Annotated in this window: 26 protein-coding genes and 1 pseudogene; 7 read left to right on the plus strand and 20 right to left on the minus strand. The window is 29.7% G+C overall.

Annotated features, from left to right (window positions below):
• Positions 1-54 precede the first annotated feature (54 nt).
• From JEY78_RS13475 to JEY78_RS13485, 3 genes are read right to left on the minus strand one after another with little or no spacing between them, the layout of a single operon-like run.
• A complete protein-coding gene (locus JEY78_RS13475; protein WP_291852379.1) occupies positions 55-435 on the minus strand; it encodes a caspase family protein in 381 nt (126 codons plus the stop codon).
• 4 nt (positions 436-439) lie between these two features.
• The gene (locus JEY78_RS13480; protein ID WP_291852382.1) at positions 440-1,006 is read right to left on the minus strand and encodes a hypothetical protein; all 567 of its coding nucleotides are present in this window, start codon (positions 1,004-1,006) and stop codon (positions 440-442) included.
• 27 nt (positions 1,007-1,033) lie between these two features.
• Positions 1,034-3,022 carry a hypothetical protein gene (locus tag JEY78_RS13485; RefSeq protein ID WP_291852385.1) on the minus strand — a complete coding sequence of 663 codons (1,989 nt, stop codon included), beginning with the start codon at positions 3,020-3,022 and terminating at the stop codon, positions 1,034-1,036.
• Positions 3,023-3,130: 108 nt separating this feature from the next.
• Here JEY78_RS13485 and JEY78_RS13490 point away from each other — a divergent pair, with 108 nt between their 5' ends.
• A complete protein-coding gene (locus JEY78_RS13490; protein ID WP_291852387.1) occupies positions 3,131-3,385 on the plus strand; it encodes a hypothetical protein in 255 nt (84 codons plus the stop codon).
• A gap of 91 nt (positions 3,386-3,476) precedes the next feature.
• On the opposite strand, the gene JEY78_RS13495 is transcribed toward JEY78_RS13490, so the two are convergent.
• From JEY78_RS13495 to JEY78_RS13520, 6 genes are all read right to left on the minus strand, one after another.
• Positions 3,477-3,668 carry a cold-shock protein gene (locus JEY78_RS13495; RefSeq protein WP_111707708.1) on the minus strand — a complete coding sequence of 64 codons (192 nt, stop codon included), beginning with the start codon at positions 3,666-3,668 and terminating at the stop codon, positions 3,477-3,479.
• 125 nt (positions 3,669-3,793) lie between these two features.
• The gene (locus tag JEY78_RS13500; protein WP_291852393.1) at positions 3,794-5,107 is read right to left on the minus strand and encodes a DEAD/DEAH box helicase; all 1,314 of its coding nucleotides are present in this window, start codon (positions 5,105-5,107) and stop codon (positions 3,794-3,796) included.
• 1 nt (position 5,108) lies between these two features.
• Positions 5,109-6,452 carry a DEAD/DEAH box helicase gene (locus JEY78_RS13505; protein WP_291852396.1) on the minus strand — a complete coding sequence of 448 codons (1,344 nt, stop codon included), beginning with the start codon at positions 6,450-6,452 and terminating at the stop codon, positions 5,109-5,111.
• Between the two features lie 256 nt (positions 6,453-6,708).
• Positions 6,709-7,974 (minus strand): DUF2130 domain-containing protein, encoded by a 1,266-nt coding sequence (locus tag JEY78_RS13510; protein WP_291852399.1) that lies wholly within the window; start codon positions 7,972-7,974, stop codon positions 6,709-6,711.
• A gap of 113 nt (positions 7,975-8,087) precedes the next feature.
• On the minus strand, positions 8,088-8,549 hold the full coding sequence (locus JEY78_RS13515; RefSeq protein ID WP_291852401.1) for a TspO/MBR family protein: 462 nt from the start codon (positions 8,547-8,549) through the stop codon (positions 8,088-8,090).
• Between the two features lie 59 nt (positions 8,550-8,608).
• Complete coding sequence (locus tag JEY78_RS13520) at positions 8,609-9,025, minus strand: 6-carboxytetrahydropterin synthase (RefSeq protein WP_291852405.1); 417 nt, start codon at positions 9,023-9,025, stop codon at positions 8,609-8,611.
• Positions 9,026-9,213: 188 nt separating this feature from the next.
• Here JEY78_RS13520 and JEY78_RS13525 point away from each other — a divergent pair, with 188 nt between their 5' ends.
• The 3 genes and pseudogenes from JEY78_RS13525 (at position 9,214) to JEY78_RS13535 (ending at position 11,400) form a co-directional block, all read left to right on the plus strand.
• Complete coding sequence (locus tag JEY78_RS13525; protein ID WP_291852408.1) at positions 9,214-9,873, plus strand: TetR family transcriptional regulator C-terminal domain-containing protein; 660 nt, start codon at positions 9,214-9,216, stop codon at positions 9,871-9,873.
• Positions 9,874-9,882: 9 nt separating this feature from the next.
• Positions 9,883-10,771: pseudogene (locus tag JEY78_RS13530) on the plus strand (AarF/UbiB family protein).
• Positions 10,768-11,400 carry a flavin reductase gene (locus JEY78_RS13535; protein WP_291852411.1) on the plus strand — a complete coding sequence of 211 codons (633 nt, stop codon included), beginning with the start codon at positions 10,768-10,770 and terminating at the stop codon, positions 11,398-11,400. The pseudogene JEY78_RS13530 and the gene JEY78_RS13535 overlap by 4 nt, the downstream one beginning before the upstream one ends.
• Positions 11,401-11,686: 286 nt before the next feature.
• Here the strand turns inward: JEY78_RS13535 and JEY78_RS13540 are convergent, their stop codons facing one another.
• The gene (locus JEY78_RS13540) at positions 11,687-13,228 is read right to left on the minus strand and encodes an SDR family oxidoreductase (protein ID WP_291852414.1); all 1,542 of its coding nucleotides are present in this window, start codon (positions 13,226-13,228) and stop codon (positions 11,687-11,689) included.
• Positions 13,229-13,463: 235 nt separating this feature from the next.
• Between JEY78_RS13540 and JEY78_RS13545 the strand changes: the two genes are divergently transcribed.
• Entirely contained in the window at positions 13,464-14,027 is a 564-nt protein-coding gene (locus JEY78_RS13545; RefSeq protein WP_291852417.1) for an acetate uptake transporter, read from the plus strand.
• An 80-nt stretch (positions 14,028-14,107) separates the two neighbouring features.
• Here the strand turns inward: JEY78_RS13545 and JEY78_RS13550 are convergent, their stop codons facing one another.
• The 9 genes from JEY78_RS13550 to JEY78_RS13590 all read right to left on the minus strand — a co-directional run bounded on the left by JEY78_RS13550 (position 14,108) and on the right by JEY78_RS13590 (position 20,372).
• Positions 14,108-15,253, minus strand: coding sequence for an MFS transporter (locus JEY78_RS13550; RefSeq protein ID WP_291852420.1), 1,146 nt, complete (start codon positions 15,251-15,253; stop codon positions 14,108-14,110).
• Between the two features lie 91 nt (positions 15,254-15,344).
• A complete protein-coding gene (locus tag JEY78_RS13555) occupies positions 15,345-16,106 on the minus strand; it encodes a patatin-like phospholipase family protein (RefSeq protein ID WP_291852423.1) in 762 nt (253 codons plus the stop codon).
• A gap of 2 nt (positions 16,107-16,108) precedes the next feature.
• Positions 16,109-16,753 (minus strand): DUF1003 domain-containing protein, encoded by a 645-nt coding sequence (locus tag JEY78_RS13560; protein ID WP_291852426.1) that lies wholly within the window; start codon positions 16,751-16,753, stop codon positions 16,109-16,111.
• A 25-nt stretch (positions 16,754-16,778) separates the two neighbouring features.
• Positions 16,779-17,264, minus strand: coding sequence for a hypothetical protein (locus JEY78_RS13565; protein ID WP_291852429.1), 486 nt, complete (start codon positions 17,262-17,264; stop codon positions 16,779-16,781).
• A gap of 44 nt (positions 17,265-17,308) precedes the next feature.
• A complete protein-coding gene (locus tag JEY78_RS13570; RefSeq protein WP_291852431.1) occupies positions 17,309-17,527 on the minus strand; it encodes a hypothetical protein in 219 nt (72 codons plus the stop codon).
• The gene (locus JEY78_RS13575; protein ID WP_291852434.1) at positions 17,520-17,876 is read right to left on the minus strand and encodes a hypothetical protein; all 357 of its coding nucleotides are present in this window, start codon (positions 17,874-17,876) and stop codon (positions 17,520-17,522) included. The genes JEY78_RS13570 and JEY78_RS13575 overlap by 8 nt, the downstream gene beginning before the upstream one ends.
• A 42-nt stretch (positions 17,877-17,918) precedes the next feature.
• On the minus strand, positions 17,919-18,314 hold the full coding sequence (locus JEY78_RS13580; protein ID WP_291852437.1) for a hypothetical protein: 396 nt from the start codon (positions 18,312-18,314) through the stop codon (positions 17,919-17,921).
• 127 nt (positions 18,315-18,441) lie between these two features.
• A complete protein-coding gene (locus JEY78_RS13585; RefSeq protein ID WP_291852439.1) occupies positions 18,442-19,482 on the minus strand; it encodes an agmatine/peptidylarginine deiminase in 1,041 nt (346 codons plus the stop codon).
• 2 nt (positions 19,483-19,484) lie between these two features.
• A complete protein-coding gene (locus JEY78_RS13590; protein ID WP_291852442.1) occupies positions 19,485-20,372 on the minus strand; it encodes a carbon-nitrogen hydrolase in 888 nt (295 codons plus the stop codon).
• Positions 20,373-20,621: 249 nt separating this feature from the next.
• On the opposite strand from JEY78_RS13590, the gene JEY78_RS13595 reads away from it, so the two are divergent.
• Together JEY78_RS13595 and JEY78_RS13600 are read left to right on the plus strand one after the other, a co-directional pair.
• Positions 20,622-21,689: an ATP-dependent 6-phosphofructokinase gene (locus JEY78_RS13595; protein WP_291852445.1), complete on the plus strand. Its 1,068-nt coding sequence runs from the start codon at positions 20,622-20,624 to the stop codon at positions 21,687-21,689.
• Between the two features lie 41 nt (positions 21,690-21,730).
• Entirely contained in the window at positions 21,731-22,828 is a 1,098-nt protein-coding gene (locus tag JEY78_RS13600) for an ATP-dependent 6-phosphofructokinase (protein WP_291852448.1), read from the plus strand.
• Between the two features lie 83 nt (positions 22,829-22,911).
• Here JEY78_RS13600 and JEY78_RS13605 read toward each other — a convergent pair whose 3' ends face one another.
• Positions 22,912-23,127, minus strand: coding sequence for a VF530 family protein (locus tag JEY78_RS13605; protein ID WP_291852451.1), 216 nt, complete (start codon positions 23,125-23,127; stop codon positions 22,912-22,914).
• Between the last annotated feature and the right edge of the window lie 5 nt (positions 23,128-23,132).

A 23,132-nucleotide genomic window follows, 5' to 3' on the forward strand; every position in this document is an offset into this window, starting at 1 on the left:
CAGGGTACTTTTTGTTCTTTCATACTTTCGTTGTTTAAGTTGTCTAATTTTTAGTCAACCTATTTCAGGAAAGTACATTAACTTCTCTTTTAATTCAGAAGCACTTACCCATGAATTTTTAACTGCTTCAACTGGTGAGGCAACTATTCCATATGGTTGAATAAAATATTCACCCAAACCATATCCTCCGTGTCCAGTATAATATAAAAATACGGAAGACTCTTCATTGGTCATTTGTTGTAGTTTATCAAAAGCCTCAAGTATATGTTTTCTGGTAGTTTCTTCACCACTTAAAAAAATAATATTGTCTGGATGATAAGCTGAAAGATTCTCATCTACTAACATATCATAAATTCCCTTTGCATCTATTAAAGTATCTAATTTATCATCTTTAACACCAATTAAAAGTGCATAGGCATTGTTTAATTTTTCCATAGTATTATAATTTTAAAGTATTAGATAGTAGTTTAACTTTATTTACTTGCGATTGCGTAATTGTTTTATCACAAGCATTTGTTAAATCTATTAAAGTCTGAAATAATTTAGCTTCTTGTAAAGAAATAGCTCCAGAATTAAGCAACTCATTTTTAAGATCAATACTTGATTTGTATATTGTGGAAATATTATTTTTTTGAGATTTTAAAATAATTTGATGGTTTAATTTATCTCGTAGACTCAGGATTTGCTGAAAAGGCGTTTTAGGTAATTCAGGTTCCTTTTGCTCTCCAAATTTAATTCCTGTTTTAGCAATCAAAGGATCTTCATCTTGAGTTGGTAAAAAATTTTCAATTGCATTATCAATTTGTTGATCAAATTTTAATGAAATTCCAGTTGCACTAGCATCAATACCACTTAATTTCTGCATTATATTTGATAAATGTTTTCTAAAAACAATAAATATAATGAGCAATGTTAAAGGCCAAATAAGGTGCTCAATTATTTTACTAATAAAATCTAGATTTGTTAATCCCTCTTTTATTGCCCGGGGAGAATCTTGAAAAGTCATAGGTTAGTTAGTTAGTTAGTTAGTTAGTTAGTGCCAAAAAGTTAGAATCTCTTTAAATTTAGGATTTTCAAAATATGACACAAAAATTGGATCGTTTAAATAGGATGTTGGAGTATATAAAGTGCCTTGAGAAACCGCCTTTAATAAATGTTTCATTACTAAATCATTATTTTCAGCAATTGCATAGTATTGAGCAAAAGCATAATCAATTTTCCCAAATTGATAGGGGATTTCTAATTGTTTCAATTTTTCTATAGATGCTTTAGATTGTTCAATATTTCCTAATTTATATTCGCAACTTGCTAGTTTTGAAAGTGCGTTTATATCATTGGGATCTTTATTTAATTTTTGTTGAAATAGCTTTTCTGCTTTACTGTAATTTTGTGTATAAAAATAAGCTAAGGCTAAATTTCCATCTTCGTCATTTTCTTTGCAAGATGAAATTAATTTATTAAAATATAAATCAGCTTTTCCTTTTAAATTTAATAGCAAATATTCCTTTCCTATATGTAAATATAAATTTTGAATATCGCTTATAGAACTTGAAATCTCTGCTTTTGAAATAAATTCGTCAACTTTTGTATCATTTTTAGAACGAATATATGCAGTAAGCAATGTCCTTTTTAATCTAGTTTTATTAATTTTCTCATTTATATCTACCAATAAATCTATTGCAGTTTGATAATTTCCTAATTCAATTTCAGATAAAGCTTTCACATAAATTCTATATTCACAATAGGCACAATTTTCAACATCCATACCTTTTGTAGAAATTACTTCAAAAATGGTGTTCACATCGGCTGGTTTATTTACAAATTGAAGTGCTATTGTCATTTGACTTGAATTTGATAATAAATCAAAAGGCGTTATTTCATACTCTTTTTGCGAAAAATTATATACCTTTTTATTATCTCCTTTTAATAAAGATTCATATAAATTAAGTAAGTTTAATTGTCTTTGATTGGTGTAAGAAGTGGGCGAAATTTGTTTTAATAGTGAATCTGATTTTTTAAAATCACCAATATTATAGTAGTAAGCAACTTTTAATACTTTTGGTTCAAAATAATTTTCATCAATCTCTATTGATTTATTTATAAGTTCAATATATAATTCATTATTTGCAATATTCTCTTTTGCATCTATTAAATATTTATAGGCTTCAAATTTTGGAGGAGAATCTTCTTGTAAATTTGAAATTTTATTATCTTCAGAAATAAGATACCCTAATATAAGTTGTGTTAGTTTTTCTATACATTCAAGAGGCATTTCTGAATCGCATTCAACTAATTTAAATGATATTAATTGAATATTTTTTGCGCCATCTGTAATAGATCCTTGAAATAATAATTTGTTGTTTTTTAAATAAAAATTTCCTGAAATTAATTTACCTGCACTAAAATATTCTTTAATAATTCTATCATTATCTAATGGTGTAAGATTTGCTGAAGTATTAATGAGTCCAACATAATCATCTAAAATTTCAGGAGAAACTACTTGACCAACATTATTTTCTGTTATTCTATGCACTATCCAATCGGCAGTCATTTTGCCAACTATATCATATTTTTTATCACCAGTATTATTACCAAACTTCAAAACAGCAATTTTATCACTAGTTTCAATATCTTGAGATTCAATGGTATCATTAAAGTTATTATTAATAATTAAGGCCACTATTGAAAGTGATATAATACTTACAATAATTAATACTGAAAAATACATTTTTTGAAAGGGACTATTTTTTAATGTGCTATTAACTAAGTTACCTTCTTCATTTAAGGTCATTGCCTTATAATCCAAATGAATTAAATGATATTTCCAAACTAAAAAGCCGTTAACAGGAAATCCAATTAATGCCAAAATAATAAAAAAAGTAACCGTTTTTTGCGGCAAACCCAAAGGTTCCCAGGTAACAGCTAATACTTGAAGAAATACCCAACAAGATACAATATATATAGAAAGTTTTTTAAAAACTTCTTTATCATGGCATTCTTCTACAAAGTTCTTTAAATTCATTTTTTTGCTTTCATAATTGCGTTGTTCCCTCTATATCAATTTCTTATTAGTAGGAAAATTAAAATATTTTTACTAATATAGTAAAATATTAACTAAAAAAAATATCAGATGTCTAAACAAAAAAATGAAAATATTGAACCAAAAACTGGTATTACTATTGAGCCTAAAACAGGCATTACCATTGAACCTAAAACTGGTATTACTATTGAACCAAAAACGGGTATTACCATTGAGCCTAAAACTGGTATTACTATTGAACCAAAAACGGGCATTACCATAGAGCCTAAAACCGGAATAACTATTGAGCCAAAAACGGGCATTACTATTGAACCAAAAACGGGTATTACCATTGAGCCAAAGTAATTTTGAATTTATTTAAAGAGGTGTTTAAATTGTATAAAAAAAGCCCATCAATTAATTGATGAGCTTTTTATTAAAACTTGAAATATATATCTTAGATAACTTTTACGTTAACCGCGTTTAATCCTTTGTTTCCTTCTTGAAGATCAAATTCAACTTCGTCACCTTCACGAATTTCATCTATTAATCCTGAAATGTGCACAAAATGATCTTTATCTACACCTTCTTCAGTGATAAATCCAAATCCTTTAGTCTCGTTGAAAAATTTTACTGTTCCTTTACTCATTGTAATGTAATTTAATTTAATATATTTTTGAATTGCAAATATGGTGCCATTTTTTCGACTTACAACATATTAATCAACTTATTTTCAAATTATTATAAATCTCGCAGTTAAACTACAAATTGTATTTATATTAAAGTTACTCTAACATTTTTCTTTTTTAATTTTGTATTATTTAATTTTTTCGCCAATTCATCAGCCATACTAGCAGGTACAGCCACAAAAGCACAATCTTGCTTCAATTCTATAACACCCAATTGATCTGTATTTAGTTCACCTAGTTTAAAAAATAATCCGGCAACATCTCCTTTTGATATTTTATCCTTTCTACCTCCAGAAATAAATAAGGTGGTCCAAAATGGTGGTTTTCTATTTTCATTGTTTGAAAGCGTTTCTACTTTAGATTTCTCTATAAACTCTGGAAAAACCTCTCTATCTCCTTTTATTAAATATGCAGTTCCTTTCGCATCTACTCTGGCAGTTCTACCATTTCTATGCGTATATAATTCATAAGAATCTGGGATTTCATAATGAATAATAAATTTCATTTCAGGAATATCAATTCCTCTTGAAACTAAATCACTTGCTACTAAAATAGAAACACTTCCATTTCTTAATTTTATTAAAGCTCTATCTCTATCTCTTTGCTCCATTCCTGCATGAAAACACGTATGTGCAATGTTCTTTTTCTCTAAAAACTCGCTTAAATCGTCAATACTATCCTTTTTATTACAAAAAACAATCCCAGGATCATTTCCCAAGTGGTTTAATAAATCAACCAAGGTATTATGTTTATTTTTTGAAGGAGAAAGCACTGTTTTTAAGGTTAATTTGGAACTCGGTTTATCTTTTAACCAATTTAAAGTAATTGCCTTATTCATCTTTAAGTAACTTGGAATGGAAGTTCCTTGAGTTGCAGAAGTTAAAATACGTTTAGAAATATTAGGCAAATAAGTCATAATAGTTTCCATTTCTCCTCCTGCTCCAACTTCAATTGAAATATCAAATTCATCAATAACTAAAGTTTTAATATACTCTGTAGTAAATCTCCCCTGTTCAAAATGATCCGATAATCTTCCTGGTGTTCCAATTAAAATTGCAGGTGTATGTTTTAGCTCTATTTTATCTTTTGATATTGCTCTTCCTCCATAAATGGCATTGGCTTTATAACCAGAACCCATATTGCGAATTACTTGCTCAATTTGTATAGCTAATTCTCTTGAAGGTACAATAATTAACGCCTGGACTTCAGTACATTCCGGCTCTAATTGCTCTAATAATGGTAATAAAAAAGCCAACGTTTTACCAGTTCCTGTAGGAGATAATAATATGGTGTTTGCATTGTTTTTAATTGCCTCCAAAGCTTCTTCTTGCATTGGATTTAAGGCATAAATATTTAATTTTTCAAGAATTTCTTGTTGCTCTTTAATGCTATTTGCCATTCTACTTTTTATTATTTTTAAGTTTTGAGTCGTCTTGTTTTGTAGACCCTAAACTTGTTTGAGCCAAATGATGTGCCAAAACTTTTTCAATCAATTCTTCTTTGGTTAAATGATGAAAAATTGTTCTTATTTCTTTCCTAAACTCTTCAGAAATAGTACGATTTGGTTTGGTTTTAAATATTTTTTTAGCCCATAATAAGCCATTGTTTTCTTCAATGCTTTGTGCATCTGCTTTTTTGAATTGTTTAAAATTAATTCCTAAAACCTTTTCAAAATTAGCAATGCCAGCAACCTCTTCTTGTTGAAGTATTGTTAATGAAAGTCCGGTTGCTCCTGCTCTTGCTGTACGTCCACTTCTGTGTACATACGTGTCATGTGTATCAGGTAAATGATAGTTTACAACATATGAAATTTCTTTAATATCTAAACCACGAGCTGCCAAATCTGTAGCTACTAAAATATCAATAAAACCTTCTCTAAATTGACCCATAATCCGGTCTCGGATTCCTTGAGTTAAACTCCCATGAATAGCTCCAGATGAAAATTTATTAATGGCTAAATTTTTTGCTAATTTATTCACAGCTGCTTTGGTTTTACAAAAAATAATGCCACGCTGTCCTTCTTTCGAATTTAAAAAGTGAAGTAACACATCTAACTTTTCAATGGGTTCTACCACAACATATTGATGGTCAATTCCTTGATGACCTATCGTTTCCATATCTGCTTCAATATGAATCACTTGTTTAGCCATGTAATTCTGAACCAGTTGTTTAATAGCTCCAGACATTGTTGCTGTAAACAAAAATGTACGTCTTTTTTTTGGAATTTCTTTAATAATACTATCCAATCCTTCTTTTAAAGCAACTACCATTTCATCCGCCTCATCCAATATAAAGTAATCTATATTTTTGATGTCAATTGCCTTACGCTCTATTAAATCTGCCAAACGCCCCGGTGTAGCAACTACTATATGTGTGTTGCTTTGTAAACGTTCTATTTGAGGTTTAATTGGAATACCACCACATACTGAAGCGATAGAGATTGAAGACATATGCCCCGCGTAAGAAACTAAATCGGCATAAATTTGTTGTCCAAGTTCACGCGTTGGCGCTAATATTATTGCTTGTACAGTTGTTTTTTCAATATTGATTAATTGAAGTATTGGCAGTCCGAATGCGGCTGTTTTTCCTGTTCCAGTTTTTGCCAAAGCAACTACATCTTCTTTTTGATCTAGAATTACTGGAATCGTTTTTTCTTGAATATCAGTAGGTACCGATATATTTAAATCTGCTAACCCTTGTTGCAGCTGTTCATTAATTCCTAAATCGGAAAAACGTTTTAACATAAAAAATAATTTTGGCAAAGATAGCTATATCCTTTTTGGTAATTGGACAAATAGCTATTTTAATGTTAGGTGCAACAATTTGAAGTTCAAATAGTACAATCAAAAAAAGAATTTAATATTTTAAAACTAGTAATAGCTAGGTTAATTAATTACTACGTACTTTTCATTGCAATGTATGAATATGATATTTTTAAAACGCCTTTGTATTAACTTAACAAAAGTTAAAGATGAGTAAAATGATTTTCTTACAAAAATCTTAAAGGTCTTCCTCTTCTTCGTCAAATCCGGGTAATTCTAAAGCTCGTACGGATTGAATAGCGTTTCCCGCAATTCCTTTAATAGACCCATACATATCAATAGTATTAGTCACTACTTTTTCAATTTGCTTTTCGCGTTGTTTCCAAATACGTTGCATCGATCGTTTTTCACTTTCTAAATCCAATTTCATTTGGGTAAAACCTTCAACAATGGCTTCAATTTGCATTCTAAAGGTACTACTTGTTAAATAATCGTAAAGCAAATCCATTTTGTCGCCTTTATTTTCTTGAGTAATTAAAGCATTATTTACTTGTAAAATTCCTTCACGCAAAACAGTACAAAGTCCTTTAAATTCTTCGTAATTACAAATCCAAATACCATCTCTTAAACCCATTCTATCCATATCTGATGGCATTACCTCAGTGACTAACACTCCAATATTAGCACCTTTATCACGAATATCTGCTTTGAATTTTTCAATCCAACTTGGCTGAAAATCTTTGGTTCGTTTGCTTTCATAGTAAATAGTTCCGCAATTTTGCTCAGTTCTAGTGTGTACTATTTGAATACAATCACCACCACGTGCGCCTTTTTTAATTTCTTCAATAGTATCAAGTGGAAATTTAGAAGCCAACCACTCCTCTATTGCCAGCTCTTGTACTTCACCTTGCAATTGCATAGATCCTTGTTCTTGCTTACGTTTCATTTCTTCCGTTAGCTTTTTTTGATCTTCTAACTGCTTTTGCATTTCTTTAAAACGCAATTCGTTCTTTTCCTCTTCAGCTCTTCTAATCTTCTCTCTTTCAGTTAATAAAACTTCGTTCAGTTTTTTTTGAGCTTCAGCCTCTGCAGCTTCTTTTAATTCGCTTTTTTCCCGTTTTAATTTTTCAATTTCAGCTTTAGATCTGTTTAGCTCTTTTACTTGTTCCGATTTCTCATTCAACTCGGTTTGCAAAGCTTTAAACTGTTCCGATTGTTCATCGGTTAATTTTGTTCTTATTTTTAACTCTATTTGTTTACGCTCTTCTGTTAATTGGTTTTCTAAACGTTGTTGAAACAATTCATTTTCTTGTTTCTTTTTTTGCTCAAATAATTGTTTTTCTTGCTTTAATTTTTCTTGCTCTACCTCATATTTTTTCTTTTCTTCAGCAATTTGTGATTGATATTTCTTTTTAATTTCATCTTCTAATTGATGTGATAAAATATCTTGCACATCAATAGACGTACCACAATTAGGACATTTTACTTGGGTTTCATTTTTCATATCGTGTAGTTACGAGTGTAATTTATAATTAAAATTAAGAACAACTCAAAGATACAGATTTTATAAAGAATCTATTTATGGAAAACCTCAATTAAATGCTATTTTATATATTGCTAATTTTTGAAAAAAGCATATGCATTTAAAGAATTGGCAATAAGTAACCAAACAAAATAAGGGGCAATTAACCACACTTTTTTACCCATCACAGAATAATAATTGAATAAGAAATAACCGACTACTATTGTTAATGATACTAAAATTAAGAGACCAACACCCATCATATGTAAGTTAAAAAAGAAGTAATTCCACGAAATATTCAAAACAAACTGAATAAAAAACAACACCCAAACAAATGTAACCGGCTTAACACCAATTAACGAAGTCATATAAAAGGAAAAACATAACATAATTGTTGTCCAAGCTACTCCAAAAGCCCATCCTGGAGGACTCCAAGGAGCTCGGTTTAAATTTAAATACCAACTAGTTGTAGGTCCTTTATCCATTAACCAGCTACCTACAGCCAATGCTCCAAAATTGAGGATTAAAAAAAGCACTAACAATTTATAATTATACATAGTCCATTAATTTTAAAATGAATAAAAGAGTTTGCTAATGTAGCAAGAATATAAATTTACTAATAAATAGGATACTCCACAAAATTTCTTGAAGTTTCATATAATTTTATTTTAAGCTCTAACTCTTCGCTCAAATGCGCTCTTAGTATATTGTAAATAACCACCGCAATATGCTCGGCGGTTGGATTTAACCGTTTAAATTCTAACACATCTAAATTTAAATTTTTATGATCAAATCGGTCTAGTATTTCAGTTTTAATTAAATCAGATAGTATTTTAGTGTCAATTACATAACCCGTATCTTTATTAATAAAACCAATTACCTTGACTTCCAATTCATAATTGTGCCCATGGTAATTTGGGTTATTGCATTTGCCGAAAACTTCCTGATTCTTTTCAATACTCCAATGCGAATTGTGCAACCTATGTGCTGCATTAAAATGCTCTTTTCGTATCACAGCTGTTTTATAATTCATACTTTATTGTTTATTTTTATTTAATCAAAGTTAAACAATAATTGTTCATGTTTTTGCGAACAACATCACTTTTAATTATAACATAATAAATAATAGTAATGAATATATAAGTTCTGCGTTAATTATTATTGTTTAATTTACAATTAATTAAGTTAAACATAATATCAATTAATTTGAATACCTATAAAATGGCCAAAAAAACAACAATTACAGCAGCACGTATTATCAATTTTTATATGGATTATGTGTTAGAGCATCAAAAACAGCCAGCATCAGTTTACGCTTTTGCAAAAGCAAATAACTTTGATGAAGCGCTTTTTTATACGTTTTATGCAAATTTTGAAGCAGTTGAAAAATCGATTTTCAATGCCTTTTTTGAAAATACAATGAACGTATTAATGCAAAGCACCGATTATGAAACCTACGATGCAAGAGCTAAATTATTAAGTTTTTACTATACTTTTTTCGAGAATTTAACAGCGAATAGAAGTTATGTGGTATATGCATTAAACAAACATAAAAATAGTTTAAAAAATTTAACAACCTTAACAGCATTAAAAAACTCATTTACGGCCTATATCACCACTTTAAATATTGAAACTTTTGAAATTGAACATGAGAAAATCGCTAAAATTCAAGATAAAGGAATAAAGGAATCGTATTGGATTCAACTATTAATGACACTTAAATTTTGGTTAGATGATAGTTCTACTGGGTTTGAAAAGACGGATATTTTTATAGAAAAATCAGTAAATACAAGTTTTGATTTAATGGACATTAAACCATTTAAAAGTGCTATTGATTTTGGTAAATTTTTATTGAAAGAGAAAATGAATTTTAACATTTAAGACTAGTTTATGAAAACAATAAATAAAATTCCTGTTTCTAAAATTCAAAGAGCATCAAAACTAGTGCAAACAGGCGCTAAAGTTGGTGTAAATTACATTAAATACTACGGTGATAAATTGGTAAGTTCAGAAGTTGAAGCAAAAGAACGGCTAAACCAAAATAATGCGGAAGATATTTATGATGGCTTAAAACAGCTAAAAGGCCGTTGTTGCAGCTTGCGAGCACATTCCTAATTTAAAATTCCCTGCTTATTATGAAGAATTATCTTCAGAGAGAATTATAACAATGGATTGGATGCAAGGTGAACATTTATCTGAATTTACAGCTTACAACACCAATAAAACCCTAGGAAACAAATTAGGGCAAGCCTTGTGGGATTTTTATATGTTTCAAATTCATGTGCTTAAAAAAGTACATGCCGATCCGCATCCAGGAAACTTTTTAGTATCAAAAGAAGGCGATTTAATTGCATTAGATTTTGGTTGTATGAAAACAATTCCAGACTCATTTTACATTCCGTATTTTGAATTGGCAGAAAAAAGGAACTTAGAGAACGCAACCTATTTTCAAGAAAAACTATTCGAACTTGAAATATTAAAAGAAGAAGATTCTCCTGCTGAAATAGCTTTTTTTACTGAAATGTTTCACGACATGCTTAGTTTATTTACACAACCTTTTCATCAGGAATATTTTGATTTTTCTAATCCCGATTTCTTTGGTGAAATTGCTGAATTAGGCGAACGCTATTCAAAAAATACAGAGCTTAGAAAAATGAATGGCAACAGAGGTTCTAAGCATTTTATTTACATAAACAGAACCTTTTTTGGCTTGTATAATTTAATGTTCGATTTAAAATCTGATCAGATAAAAATTCAGAATTTCACCACTTTATCATGAAATATTTCAGCAAACAAAACATCAAAGAGTTAAATCATTTGTTTAAAATAAACTTAATAGACAGTTGTTCCGGTTTTAAATCTGCAAATCTTATTGGAACTCAAGATAATTTAGGAAAAACCAATGTAGCTATATTTAGTTCTGTAATTCATATGGGATCTGAACCACCCGTTTTTGGTGTTTTATTTAGGCCTACATCGGTTCCAAGAAACACTTATGAAAAAATAAAACAAACCGGATTTTATACTATTAATCATATTTATGAAGCTATTATTGAAGATGCTCATCATACATCTGCAAAATATTCAAAAGAACAATCAGAATTTGATGTTACAACGCTTGAAAAGGAATTTAAAAATAAATTTAACGCCCCATTTGTAAAATATTGTCCGATACAAATTGGATTAAAATATTTGGAAGAGTATTATATTAAAGTAAATGACACAATTTTGGTGGTTGGAGAAATTCAAGCCTTATATATTGATGATAAGTTATTGTTAGATGATGGTTTTATTGACCTTTCCACAGGAAAAGTTGTCGCAATTAATGGACTGGATGGATATGTTAAAACTAATTTAATAGATAGATTAAATTATCAACGTACAAAAGCAATAACACCTTTTAATTAAGGTGTTTATTATTAATTTATGTTTGGTTATACAATAAAAAGCCGCAAATTGCGGCTTTTTATTGTATTTTTATCTCCAATTTACTATATCTTCTAATTTCCTTCTGGATTTTCCATTTTCTGGATCTGCGTTTCTATATCCAAAGGCTAAATCCTTCAAAAAACATGTAGGGTTTAGTATTCGAGATTTTAAAAATAATGGTGAATATGTGTTGTTGAAAAGAAACTCATGTTTTGCTTAAAATTATTTAAAAGCTGTATTTTTATAAATATGAAAAATCATTAAACTACCAACCAACTGGTTTGTAGTCTTTTAAAAATTTACCACACCAATGTTTCCCTGTATTAATACCATCAAAAAGTGGATCTAAAACACGTGCAGCACCATCAACAATATCTAAAGGCGGTTGAAAATCAAATAATTCTTGTTTTTTCTTTGCCAGCACAGCCGGATCTTCATCGGTAACCCAACCCGTATCTACGGCATTCATAAAAATTCCGTCCTTTGCTAAAGTACCTGATGAAGTGTGTGTTAGCATATTTAAAGCAGCTTTTGCCATATTTGTATGTGGATGACGATCTTCTTTAAATGAACCATAAAATTTACCTTCCATTGCAGAAACATTAATAATATGTTTTTGACCTGTTGGATGGTTTTTCATATGTTCGGAAAGGCGATTGCATAATACAAAAGGCGCTACGGAATTAACTAATTGTACTTCAATCATTTCAGTAGTTTCAATTTCACCCAATTTTAAACGCCAACTATTTATGTTTCTTAAATCCACTTGCTGCAAATCAGCATCTAATTCCCCTTCAGGGAATACTTCTTTTGCAACCAACGAGTTGTCAAAACTATATGGAATTTGAGATAATTTTGCGGAAGCTCGTAAGCCAATTCCCGGTTCTGGACCGTGCCAAGTTACTGGCATATTTTGAGTTGAAGAAGCGCCAGATGTTAATTCTTTTAATTCAAGTAAGCAATCGTAATGATCAGTCAATAAGTCTTTTGCAAATTTTGGCAATGTAGCAATTGGTCGCTCCTCATTTTCCATTAAATGATGATAAAATCCAGATGGACGACGAACAGTTTGCGCAGCATTATTAATTAGAATATCTAATTTATGGTACTTATGTTCAATAAAATTGCAAAATATTTCTACACTTGGAATATGACGTAAATCTAATCCGTGGATTTTTAAGCGATGTCCCCATTCCGTAAAATCACTTTCTTTTGAAAAACGTAAAGCAGAATCTACCGGGAAACGAGTAGTTGCAATTACGGTTGCTCCACCTCTCAACAACATTAATGTTATATGGTAACCGATTTTTAATCGTGAACCTGTTATTACAGCCACTTGCCCTTTTACATCGGCAGTTTGAAAACGTTTGGCGTAATTAAAATCACCACAATCTGTGCACATTGTGTCATAAAAATGATGCATTACTGTAAAGTCAGTTTTACAGATGTAGCATTTTTTTGGTGTTTCTAATTCTAATTGTTTTTTTAACTCTAAATCTGCCACTGGAAGTAGTTTTGGAGCAACAAATACTATAGATTCACGAGCACTTCTAATTCCGGTTTCTTTACGTGCATTTTTATCTTTAGCCTCTAACTTGCGTTGAGCCAACTTTTTACCATCTTTCTTTCTTCGTGAAAATTCTTCACGATTAGGTCTTGAAAACTGACCAGCAGCTTTAATAAGTGCTGTTCTCTGCTCCTTTTCTATTTCGAATATTTGATTAGTGTCAACAACCAAATGTTCTAAAATAGCAATACATTTTGCTATTTCTTCTGATGAAATTTTACAATCGTTTCCCTTCTTCATTAAATTAAGTTATAAAGTGCAAATATAGTTTTAAATGGTTATTTAAGATTTTTTAATAGTTCTAAAAATTTATTTTTTAAACTTCAATAATATTTCTATTGAAATTAGTTTTTAATCGCATCTTATTCAACGAAAACGCTATCGTATTTATTTTTTTTTAATGACAAAAATCAGTACACTAAATTTTTAAATAGTTGAAGTTTGCACAAAAATTTAAATAAGAAAACTTCATAATATGAGTACTACAAAATTAGGAAATCCAGCAGTTGTAGGATTAGCAGGATTTGGGATGACAACACTTTTACTTCAATTTCATAATTTAGGATTAATTGGATTAGGACCAGTGGTTGCAATGGGATTTATTTTTGGTGGATTAGCACAAATGATTGCCGGATTTTTAGAACATAAAATGGGGAACAATTTTGGATTTGCAGCTTTTACAAGTTATGGAGCATTTTGGATTGGACTAGGAATTATTTGGATGCTGAATCATTCAGAAATTTATACATCATCACATACGGATGTTGGTTATTATTTAGTTGGTTGGACATTGCTTACATTTATTTTTTGGATTGGCTCAATGTTTATTCATACTGCAATGGCTATTACGTTTACAACGCTTTTAATAGGCTTTATATTATTAGATTTAGCTCATTTTGGATTTCCAGGAATGACAGTAGTTGCCGCTTATGTATTAATTATTTGTGCTTTAGCTGCTTGGTATATGATGGCTTCAGTAATAATTAATGATGTTTCAGGAAAACAACTTTTAAAATCTGGAAAGCCTTGGGTAAAATAATTTAAACTTATAGTTACAAATAAAAAAAGAGGGTTTAAAACTAAGTTTTAAACCCTCTTTTTTATAAATAATATATTCATTTATTTCATCATATCTTTTTGTGTTTTAAAAAACAATTGTGAAATTGGAATTAACAACAATCCTGAAATTAAAAATAATATAAATGCCGTTTTTAAGTTAAATAAATGTGCTAAATAACCTACTAAAGGTGGACCCAAAAGCATTCCTACAATACCATATGTAGTTATTATTGAAACCACCATTCCGGCCGAATATTTTTTTGATTTTCCAGCCAACGCATACGTCATTGGAATAATTGCAGCTACACCAATTCCAACAAAACTAAAACCTACAATTGCAGGCCAAAAATATGGGAAAATAATCACCATACTTATACCTGATGATATAAATAAGGAACTTATTATGTACGCTTTTTTCATTCCTATACTATCAATTATTTTATCAGAAATAAAACGAGAAAAGGCCATAAAAACCATAAAAATAAAGTACCCTAAAGTAAATACATCTTCTTTAATTACTTCTTTAAAGTAAACTCCGCTCCAATCAAACATTCCACCTTCACAAACTGCTGCTAAAAATACCATTATTCCTAATAATAAAATAAAAGTATCTGGTTTGCCAATAATTAATTTATTGCCTGAAGTAGGCTTGTCGTTTTTCATTAAAAATTGATAAGCAATAAGCGCCACTAAAAAAGAAAAAACGGCAATTGATAATAAGTGGTCTTTCATTGCAACATCAAATTTTAATAATAAGGTTGAATAACCTACACCAATTAATCCACCCAAACTCCATAATCCGTGAAATGATCCAATAATTTTCTTTTCAAAAGTATTTTGAAGTGCTATAGACTGCGTATTTATGGCAATATTTATAATTCTCATACTAAATGAAAATAAAAATAATGACACAGATAAAAAGAATATACTGGATGAGTATCCAATAAAAATTAGCGATAAACTATATAAAATAAATGCAATTATAAGTGGATTTCTACTGTTGAATTTAGAAACTAACCAACCCGAAAAAGGCAACCCTATTAATGAACTAATAGGCATAATAAAAAGCAAATTCCCAAGTTCTGCTTCGTTAAGATCATAAAAAGTTTTTATAGTTGGTATTCTTGAAGCCCAAGTTGCAAAACAAATTCCAGATAAAAAGAAATAAGCACTTAGTGAAATTCGTTGTTTTATTTTTAATTCCATTTTTCACTTTAAATAAGATTGCAAAAGTGCATCGTTATTTTTAAAAAATAAAAATTTAATGGAGTTAATTTTATAAAAGAAATATCTAAAATTAAATCTTTTCTAAAATTTCATTCATATGCTTCATTGTTGTCTCATACCCAATTTTAAAAAGTTCATCGGTATTTTTAAGAGAAAACATACTATAGGAAAAGGATTTATCAATTTCAATAGAAATATCACATTTTTTAAAACGCTCTTGCATAGTATTCCAAATAGCCAATTGAATACAACGTTCTGAAATTGCTTTTAAGCCTTTTATTTCAGGTTTAAACAAGTGTGTACAAACACTTATTCCAATTGTTTTTTCACACGATTTAAGTAAAGGTTCAATTGGTAAATTATTTAAAACGCCACCATCAACATACAAATTTTCATTTATTGTAACGGGTTTAAATAATAAAGGAATTGCACAAGAAGCTATAATGGATTCAATTAATTTTCCTTTTGAAATAATTTCGTTAGCTCCTGAATTTAAATTTGTAACTGAAACAAATAAGGGGGTTTTTAGATTTTCAAACGAATCATTTTTTATAACATGATGCAAAAACTCTTTTAAATGAGTCATTTCAGTTAAACTTTTATTAATAAAACCTAATTTAAATATTTTTAAAAAAGTATGATTTTTTGAAAGTTCTAACATTTCTAATGGAGAATAACCTGCGCAATATAATGCTCCAATTAAAGCGCCTGCACTTGCTCCAGAAATATGTGAAGGAAATATACCGTTTTCATTTAATGCTTGTAACACTCCAATATGCGCTGCTCCTCTAGCGCCTCCTCCTGAAAGAACTAGTCCAATGTTATTATTCATAATTATTTGGTGCTTAGTTGTTTCATAATATCTTCCATCATTTCCACTTGAACTTGTTGAATATTTAAAAGCTCTTGTTGTTGATGCATAATTAAATGATCTAATTTTTCGTGCAGCATTCTAATTTCTAATTCCGACTTTAAATTTACCATATAATCTTGTTTAAAACGTTCTCTATCCTTTTCCTCTTGCCTATTTTGACTCATCATAATAACTGGAGCTTGCAAGGCTGCTAAACAAGATAGTATTAGGTTTAATAATATAAACGGATAGGGATCAAAACCTTTATTTAATAAAAATATAATGTTTGAAAAAATCCATATTAAAATAAAAACACCAAAAATAATAATGAATTTCCAACTTCCACCAAAGGAAGCAATTTTATCTGCTAATCGTTGGCCAAAAGTAAACTTTATGGCTTCAGTTTCAGACCCAATCTTTGTTGTTAGTGTTTCGTGGTTTTGTAAGGTTTTTAATACATCTTCTTCCAAAGCAGATAACTCGCCAACTTCATTAATTAAATAAGAAGCTAAATATTTTTGTCTATATTGATTTAATTCAAAGATAGATTTTCGAATTGTTTTTGCCGAAACTTTTTCGCTTTCAGGAAATTCTTTATTGGAAATAGCACTTATAAATGTTTTCATTTGATGGCTTTATATTTTAATGTGTTTATTGATGTATTTTGTTTTGATGTATTACAGAAGTTATTACTAAAATAATTAAAATAGTAAACAACACTGCAGATGAACCAATTGTTCCTAAATCAAATCCTCCTTTATCAGCAGATTTTGTGAGTAAATCTCCAAATGTTGCGCCAAAAGGTCTAGTTAACACAAAAGCAATCCAAAACAATAATACGACTGAAATTTTGGTAAAATATTTTGCTAAAACTACCAACAAAATTAAACATCCAATTAATAGCGCTCCTCCTCCAAAACCTAATCCAGAATCATCAGCTAAATAATCTCCCAAGGCAGTTCCTAATGTATTTGAAAATAAAATGGTTATCCAATAATACAATTCTGGCCTAAATGAGCTAATATTAGTTACCGATAGCGATTTTTCACTTTTCCACCATACAAAAAGTATTGAAAGTAATAGAAATATCAATATTAAAGATCCTTTTGCATATCCAAAACCAAGTGTTCTATCCATATAATCGGACATTGTGGTTCCTGCGGTACTTGTAGTTAAAATTACTAACCAATATAAAATTGGATTGTATTTTTTGAAACTAATTGACTTATTAAGGAAATAATAAATAAGCTAATTAAAATTATTGAACTTAAACCATAACCAATATTAAATGTCATTGAAAGCATATCACCAGCTGTTTCACCAAGCGTGGTTGCACATATTTTCATAATCCAAAAAATAAGGTTTACTTCAGCTACTTTTCTCATAGTTGTTTTATTCATTTTCATTCACATGTAAAATATGCAATAATCTATGAGCTATTGGTGCAAATATAACAGCTACGGTACTTAAAAAAGCAATACCACTAAAAAGTGCATAAAATGAAGAAAATAATTTAGCTTTTATAGTAATCATTTCATTTACAGGTCCCATTCCTGTTAATATCATAGAGGCATTGTAGAAAGAATCAATCCAAGAAATTTCAGCAAAATAATGATACCCGAAAGTTCCAATCCCTAAAGAAAATGTAATTAACAGAATAGAAAATAAAAAGTAAATGAAAACTCTTTCAATAAATTTATTAAATGGTAATAGCGGTTTTCTTTTATTTTCTAATCTAGATTTTAACATGATTTAATTTTTAAAAAAATAAAATTAATCTATTATTTTCTATTAATCACTGTTAAAATCATTTTCTGGAAGATCAATATTTAAAAATTCTAAACATGATTTTAATGTTGAAAAAACACCAACTTTATTTTTAAAACAGGCTTCTTCTTTTATTAAAATTGAAAACATGGTAGAATTTGGTGTTTCCGTTAAAATAGCCCATTTAAAATTAGGAGGAAGGGCTTCTTTTTTTAATTCGTCAATATAGGTAAGCATTTCATCAAGCGACATTTTAAAGTTTGCACCAATAAGATTTGTTAAAACTTTATGAACAGAAATAATATTCTCATCATTTCTATAGGTAGAATGAAAATCCAATAATTCTTCTAATGTAATTGATTCACTTAATTCATCAATAAGTAATGATTTTTCAGGATATATTTTATATTTCAAACTCATTTAGGAAGCTTTTTGCATAGCTTTATAAAGATAACAAAAAACATGATACAAACAAAACATTCAACAATTTAACACACTGATAAATAGTATCTTAATATATTTCATCCTTAAAAAATATAACTATTATTTAATTTGGAATCTGTTGACTTAAACAATGCAACGTACCAAAACCCCAAATTAAGTCTATAGCGTTTATGCCTATAATTTCTTTATCTGGAAAACATTTTGCAATAATATTTAAAGCTATTCTATCTTTAGAATCGTTGAATGTAGGAACTAAAACGGTTTTATTCAAAATTAAAAAGTTTGCATAACTTGCCGGAATTTGAATTCCATCAAAAATTAAAGGCTTAGGCATTGGCAATGTTACAATTTTTGGTGATTTTCCGGTTTCTAACTTTGCTTTTTGTAACCGCTTTAAATTATCTTGAAGCGGCGCATAATTTGCATCATTTATATTATCTTCAATAACTGTAATAATAGTGTCTTCATTTACAAATCTACACAAGTCATCAATATGTCCGTGTGTGTCATCACCAACAATTCCATCACCCAACCAAATAACATTGGTAACTCCTAAATATTCTTTAAAAACTGTTTCGTAATCTTCTTTTTTGAAATTTTTATTTCGAACCTGAACGGTTGGATGTAGTAAACATTCTTCTGAAGTTAGCAATGTTCCTTTTCCGTTAACATCAATTGCACCTCCTTCAACAATAACTGGTTTTCCTTTATGCATTACTTGTGTTAAAGGAATATTTAAATGTTCAGAAACTTGTTTTGGAACGTGCTTATCTAGTTGGTAATTAGTGTATTTTGCCCAACCATTAAAGTTAAAGTTTAATGCTTCTCTCCTCCCATTATTATACACTACAATTGGACCAGAGTCGCGCATCCAACTTCTATTTGTTTTGTGAATGATAAATGAAACGTTAGAAATTTCCACAGAAGCCGTTTCTAACATTCCAATCACTTTTTGTTTTAATTTTTCAGAAGCAACCACCAAAATAACTTCTTCAACCGAAGTAACTTTTTTAATAAATTCTACAAAAGCCCATTGAATTGCTTCGTATTTTCCAGGCCAATCATTACCGTTATGAGGAAAGCACAATAATATTCCTTGTTGTTTTTCCCATTCAGCAGGAAATCTTCTTGTTGAATTTGCCATAATTAATCTATTGCTCTTTTTGTAATATCACCATAAGCATCAATACGTCTATCTCTAAAAAATGGCCAATTCTGACGCACATTTTCTTGTAAATCTAAATCGACTTCAGCAATTAAAATTTCTTCTTTATCGTGTGATGCTTGTGCTAAAATTTCACCTTGTGGACCAGCAATAAATGAAGATCCCCAAAACTGAATTCCTTCTGTTCCTGGAATGTATTTTTCTAAACCAACTCTGTTTGCTGCAGCAACATAAACACCGTTTGCAACAGCGTGTCCTTTCATTACATTCATCCACGCACCGTGCTGATTTTCACCATATTGTTCCTTCTCAAGCGGATGCCAACCTATTGCTGTTGGATAAAATAACACTTCAGCGCCTTGTAATGCCGTTAAACGTGCCGCTTCCGGATACCATTGATCCCAGCAAATTAAGGTTCCTATTTTTCCTTTTTTGGTTGGAAATGTTTTAAAACCGATATCGCCAGGTGTAAAATAAAATTTTTCGTAAAAATGAGGATCGTCTGGAATGTGCATTTTACGGTATAAACCTGCTTCACTTCCATCAGTATCAATAATATAAGCACTATTATGGTAAATTCCAGCCATTCTTTTTTCAAAAAATGGAACAATAATAACCACACCTAATTCTTTTGCCAAAGCACTAAAAGCTATAAATGAAGTGCTGTATAATTCTTCTGCTATAGAAAAATTATCTGTATCTTCACTTTGACAGAAATAATGACTACTATATAATTCTGGTAACGAAATAACTTCAGCTCCTTTCGCTGCAGCATTCTTTACCCAACTAATACATTTTTTTAAGTTGTTTTCTGCAACATCATTTAAGTTTAATTGAATAACTGCTATTTTGTAGGTTTTTTTTGGCATGTTTCCTGCTTTTTAGGGTGTAAAAATAGTTAAATTAAAATATAGAATGCAACAACAATTTTATAAAATAAATAGAAATCCAAATTTCACTAATAGTATCCATTAAAATTAAAAAAACTGTTATAGCTAAAAAATTAAAAATTAATATGATTAAAATCATAACAAAATGTCAAGTCCTTTCATAATTTAGCTAGTTGTTTACAGAATTATTATTATTAAAAAAAGTAAGCTAATATTTAACAAAAAATAATGAAACAAAGAATTTTAATTGTTAATAGCGGAGGTGATTGTCCAGGAATGAATGCTGTAATTAGAGCTGTTGTAAAACGTGCTGCTTTAGAATCTAATTGGGAGATTATTGGAAGTATAGATGGTTTCGACGGAATTTTATCGTCACCATATGAATTAAAGTTTTTAGATGAAAAAAGTGTCTCTGGAATTATAGTAAAAGGCGGAACTTTTTTAATGACTAATAATAAACGGAACCCTTTCAATTATCCTGTAAAGCAATCTGACAACTCAATTAAATACACGGATGTTACTGACCAACTTATTAAAAACCTGAAAGATTTAAATATTAGTTCAATTATTCATATTGGAGGAAATGAATCTCATAAAATATCCTACCAACTTTCAAAAAAAGGAGTTAATATTGTTGGAGTTCCAAAAACAATTAATAATGATTTATCTATAACAGATTATTCATTTGGCTTTCAATCTGCAGTACAAATTGCAACTGAAGCGGTAGATAAATTAGTTACTACTGCCAATTCTCATAATAGGGTTTTAATTTTAGAAGTAATGGGGCGAAATACCGGATGGATTGCGCTACATGCTGCTATAGCTGGCGGTGCAGATGTTTGTTTAATTCCTGAAATTCCTTTTACAATTGAAAAAATAATAGAGAAATTAGAATCTAGATATTCAATTGATGGAAGAGGATTTGCAAATATTGTTGTAGCTGAAGGAGCTCGTTTTAAGGGTGAAAACCTTGCTTTAAGTCCTGGATTAATTGCGAGAGAAATTACTGCCAGATTAAAGGAAAAAAACTTCAATCATGATATTAGAGAAACCATTTTAGGACATTTACAACGTGGTGGTGTGCCAATGGCTTTTGATAGAATTTTAGCAACAGAATTAGGTGTTAAAGCATTTGAAACTATCCTTGAAAAGAAATTTGGCACAATGACAATTCATAAAAATGGTGAGTTGACAAATATTCCATTAGAAAAAGTAATTGATAAAAATAATAAAATTGAAACAACTCATAATTTAATTCAAACTGCAAAAGGAATTGGAATAAGTTTTGGAGATTAGCTTCATAAAAATAAAATAAAATAGAAAATTTAAAGGCAAAAATGAAGAAAAAAGTATTAGTGTTAACAGGTGGAGGTGATTGCCCAGGTTTAAATGCTGTAATTAGAGGAATTGTAAAACGTGCGGCCCAAACAGAAGATTGGGAAGTTGTTGGAAGTATTCAATCATTTGATGGTATTTTACGTGAGCCAATGGAAACCATTGAATTAACAGAAAAAAGTGTTGCAGGAATTCATTATCAAGGTGGAACAATATTAGGAACCACAACCAAAGGAGGGCCATTCGCTTGGCCAGTAAAACAAGAAGATGGAACTTGGAATTTTATAGATCGTTCAGATGAAATGATCCAAAAATTAAAAGATATGGGAATAGAAGCCGTTATAAGTATTGGCGGAGATGGATCTCAACGAATTTCACAAAAACTTTATGAAAAAGGATTAAATATTATAGGCGTTCCTAAAACAATAGATAATGATTTATCTGCAACAGATTATACATTTGGTTATCAAACTGCTGTTCAAATTGCAACTGAAGCAGTAGATAGATTGGTGACAACCGCAACTTCGCATAACCGTGTCATTATTCTTGAAGTTATGGGTAGAGATGCCGGCTGGATTGCATTAAGTGCTGCAATAGCTGGTGGAGCTGAAATTTGTTTAATTCCAGAAATAACCTATGATCTAAACAAAATTTTGAAAGTTATAAACAATCGCTTTAAACAAGGAAAAGGTCACGTAATAATTGTAGTTTCTGAAGGAGCAAAATCTGTTAACGGAAATGTTTTAGCTCAAAAAAGTGATGAAATTGGAAATGAAAATTTAAAACTTGGAGGAATTGCAAGTAAATTATTGAAAGACTTAAAAGATGCTGGTTGCGAGGCAGATATGAGAGAAACAGTACTTGGACATTTGCAACGTGGTGGTGTTCCAATTGCTTTTGATAGAATTTTAGCAACTCAGTTTGGTGTAAAAGCTATGGAATTAGCCTTAGAAGGTGATTTTGGTAAAATGGTAGCTTTCCGTCATCCTGAAATTGTGGCAGTTTCATTTTTAGAAGCAATTAGTAAGTATAATTTTATTAACCCAGATTCATCTTTGGTTAAAACAGCTAGAGGAATTGGAATGAGCTTAGGTGATTAAAAAAAATAGATAATTAATTATAAATAAACTGCTTAGCTTTAAAACTGGGCAGTTTATTAATTTCCAGAAAAGATTGTTTCAATTTAAATTGATTTTAAATATAAATTTTCAACTTTTTCACGTGCCCAAGGTGTTTTTCTTAAAAAAGTTAAGCTTGATTTAATACTTGGATTTGATTTAAAACAATTAATATTAATTCTATTGCTTAATTCTTCCCAACCATACATGGAAACCAAATACTGAACTATTTCAGCAAGTTTCACTCCATGCAATGGATCATTTGGATGTTGTTCACTCATAATTA

Origin of the sequence: Lutibacter sp., from assembly GCF_016342705.1 — a bacterium.
In the GTDB taxonomy this organism is placed as follows: Bacteria; Bacteroidota; Bacteroidia; order Flavobacteriales; family Flavobacteriaceae; genus Lutibacter.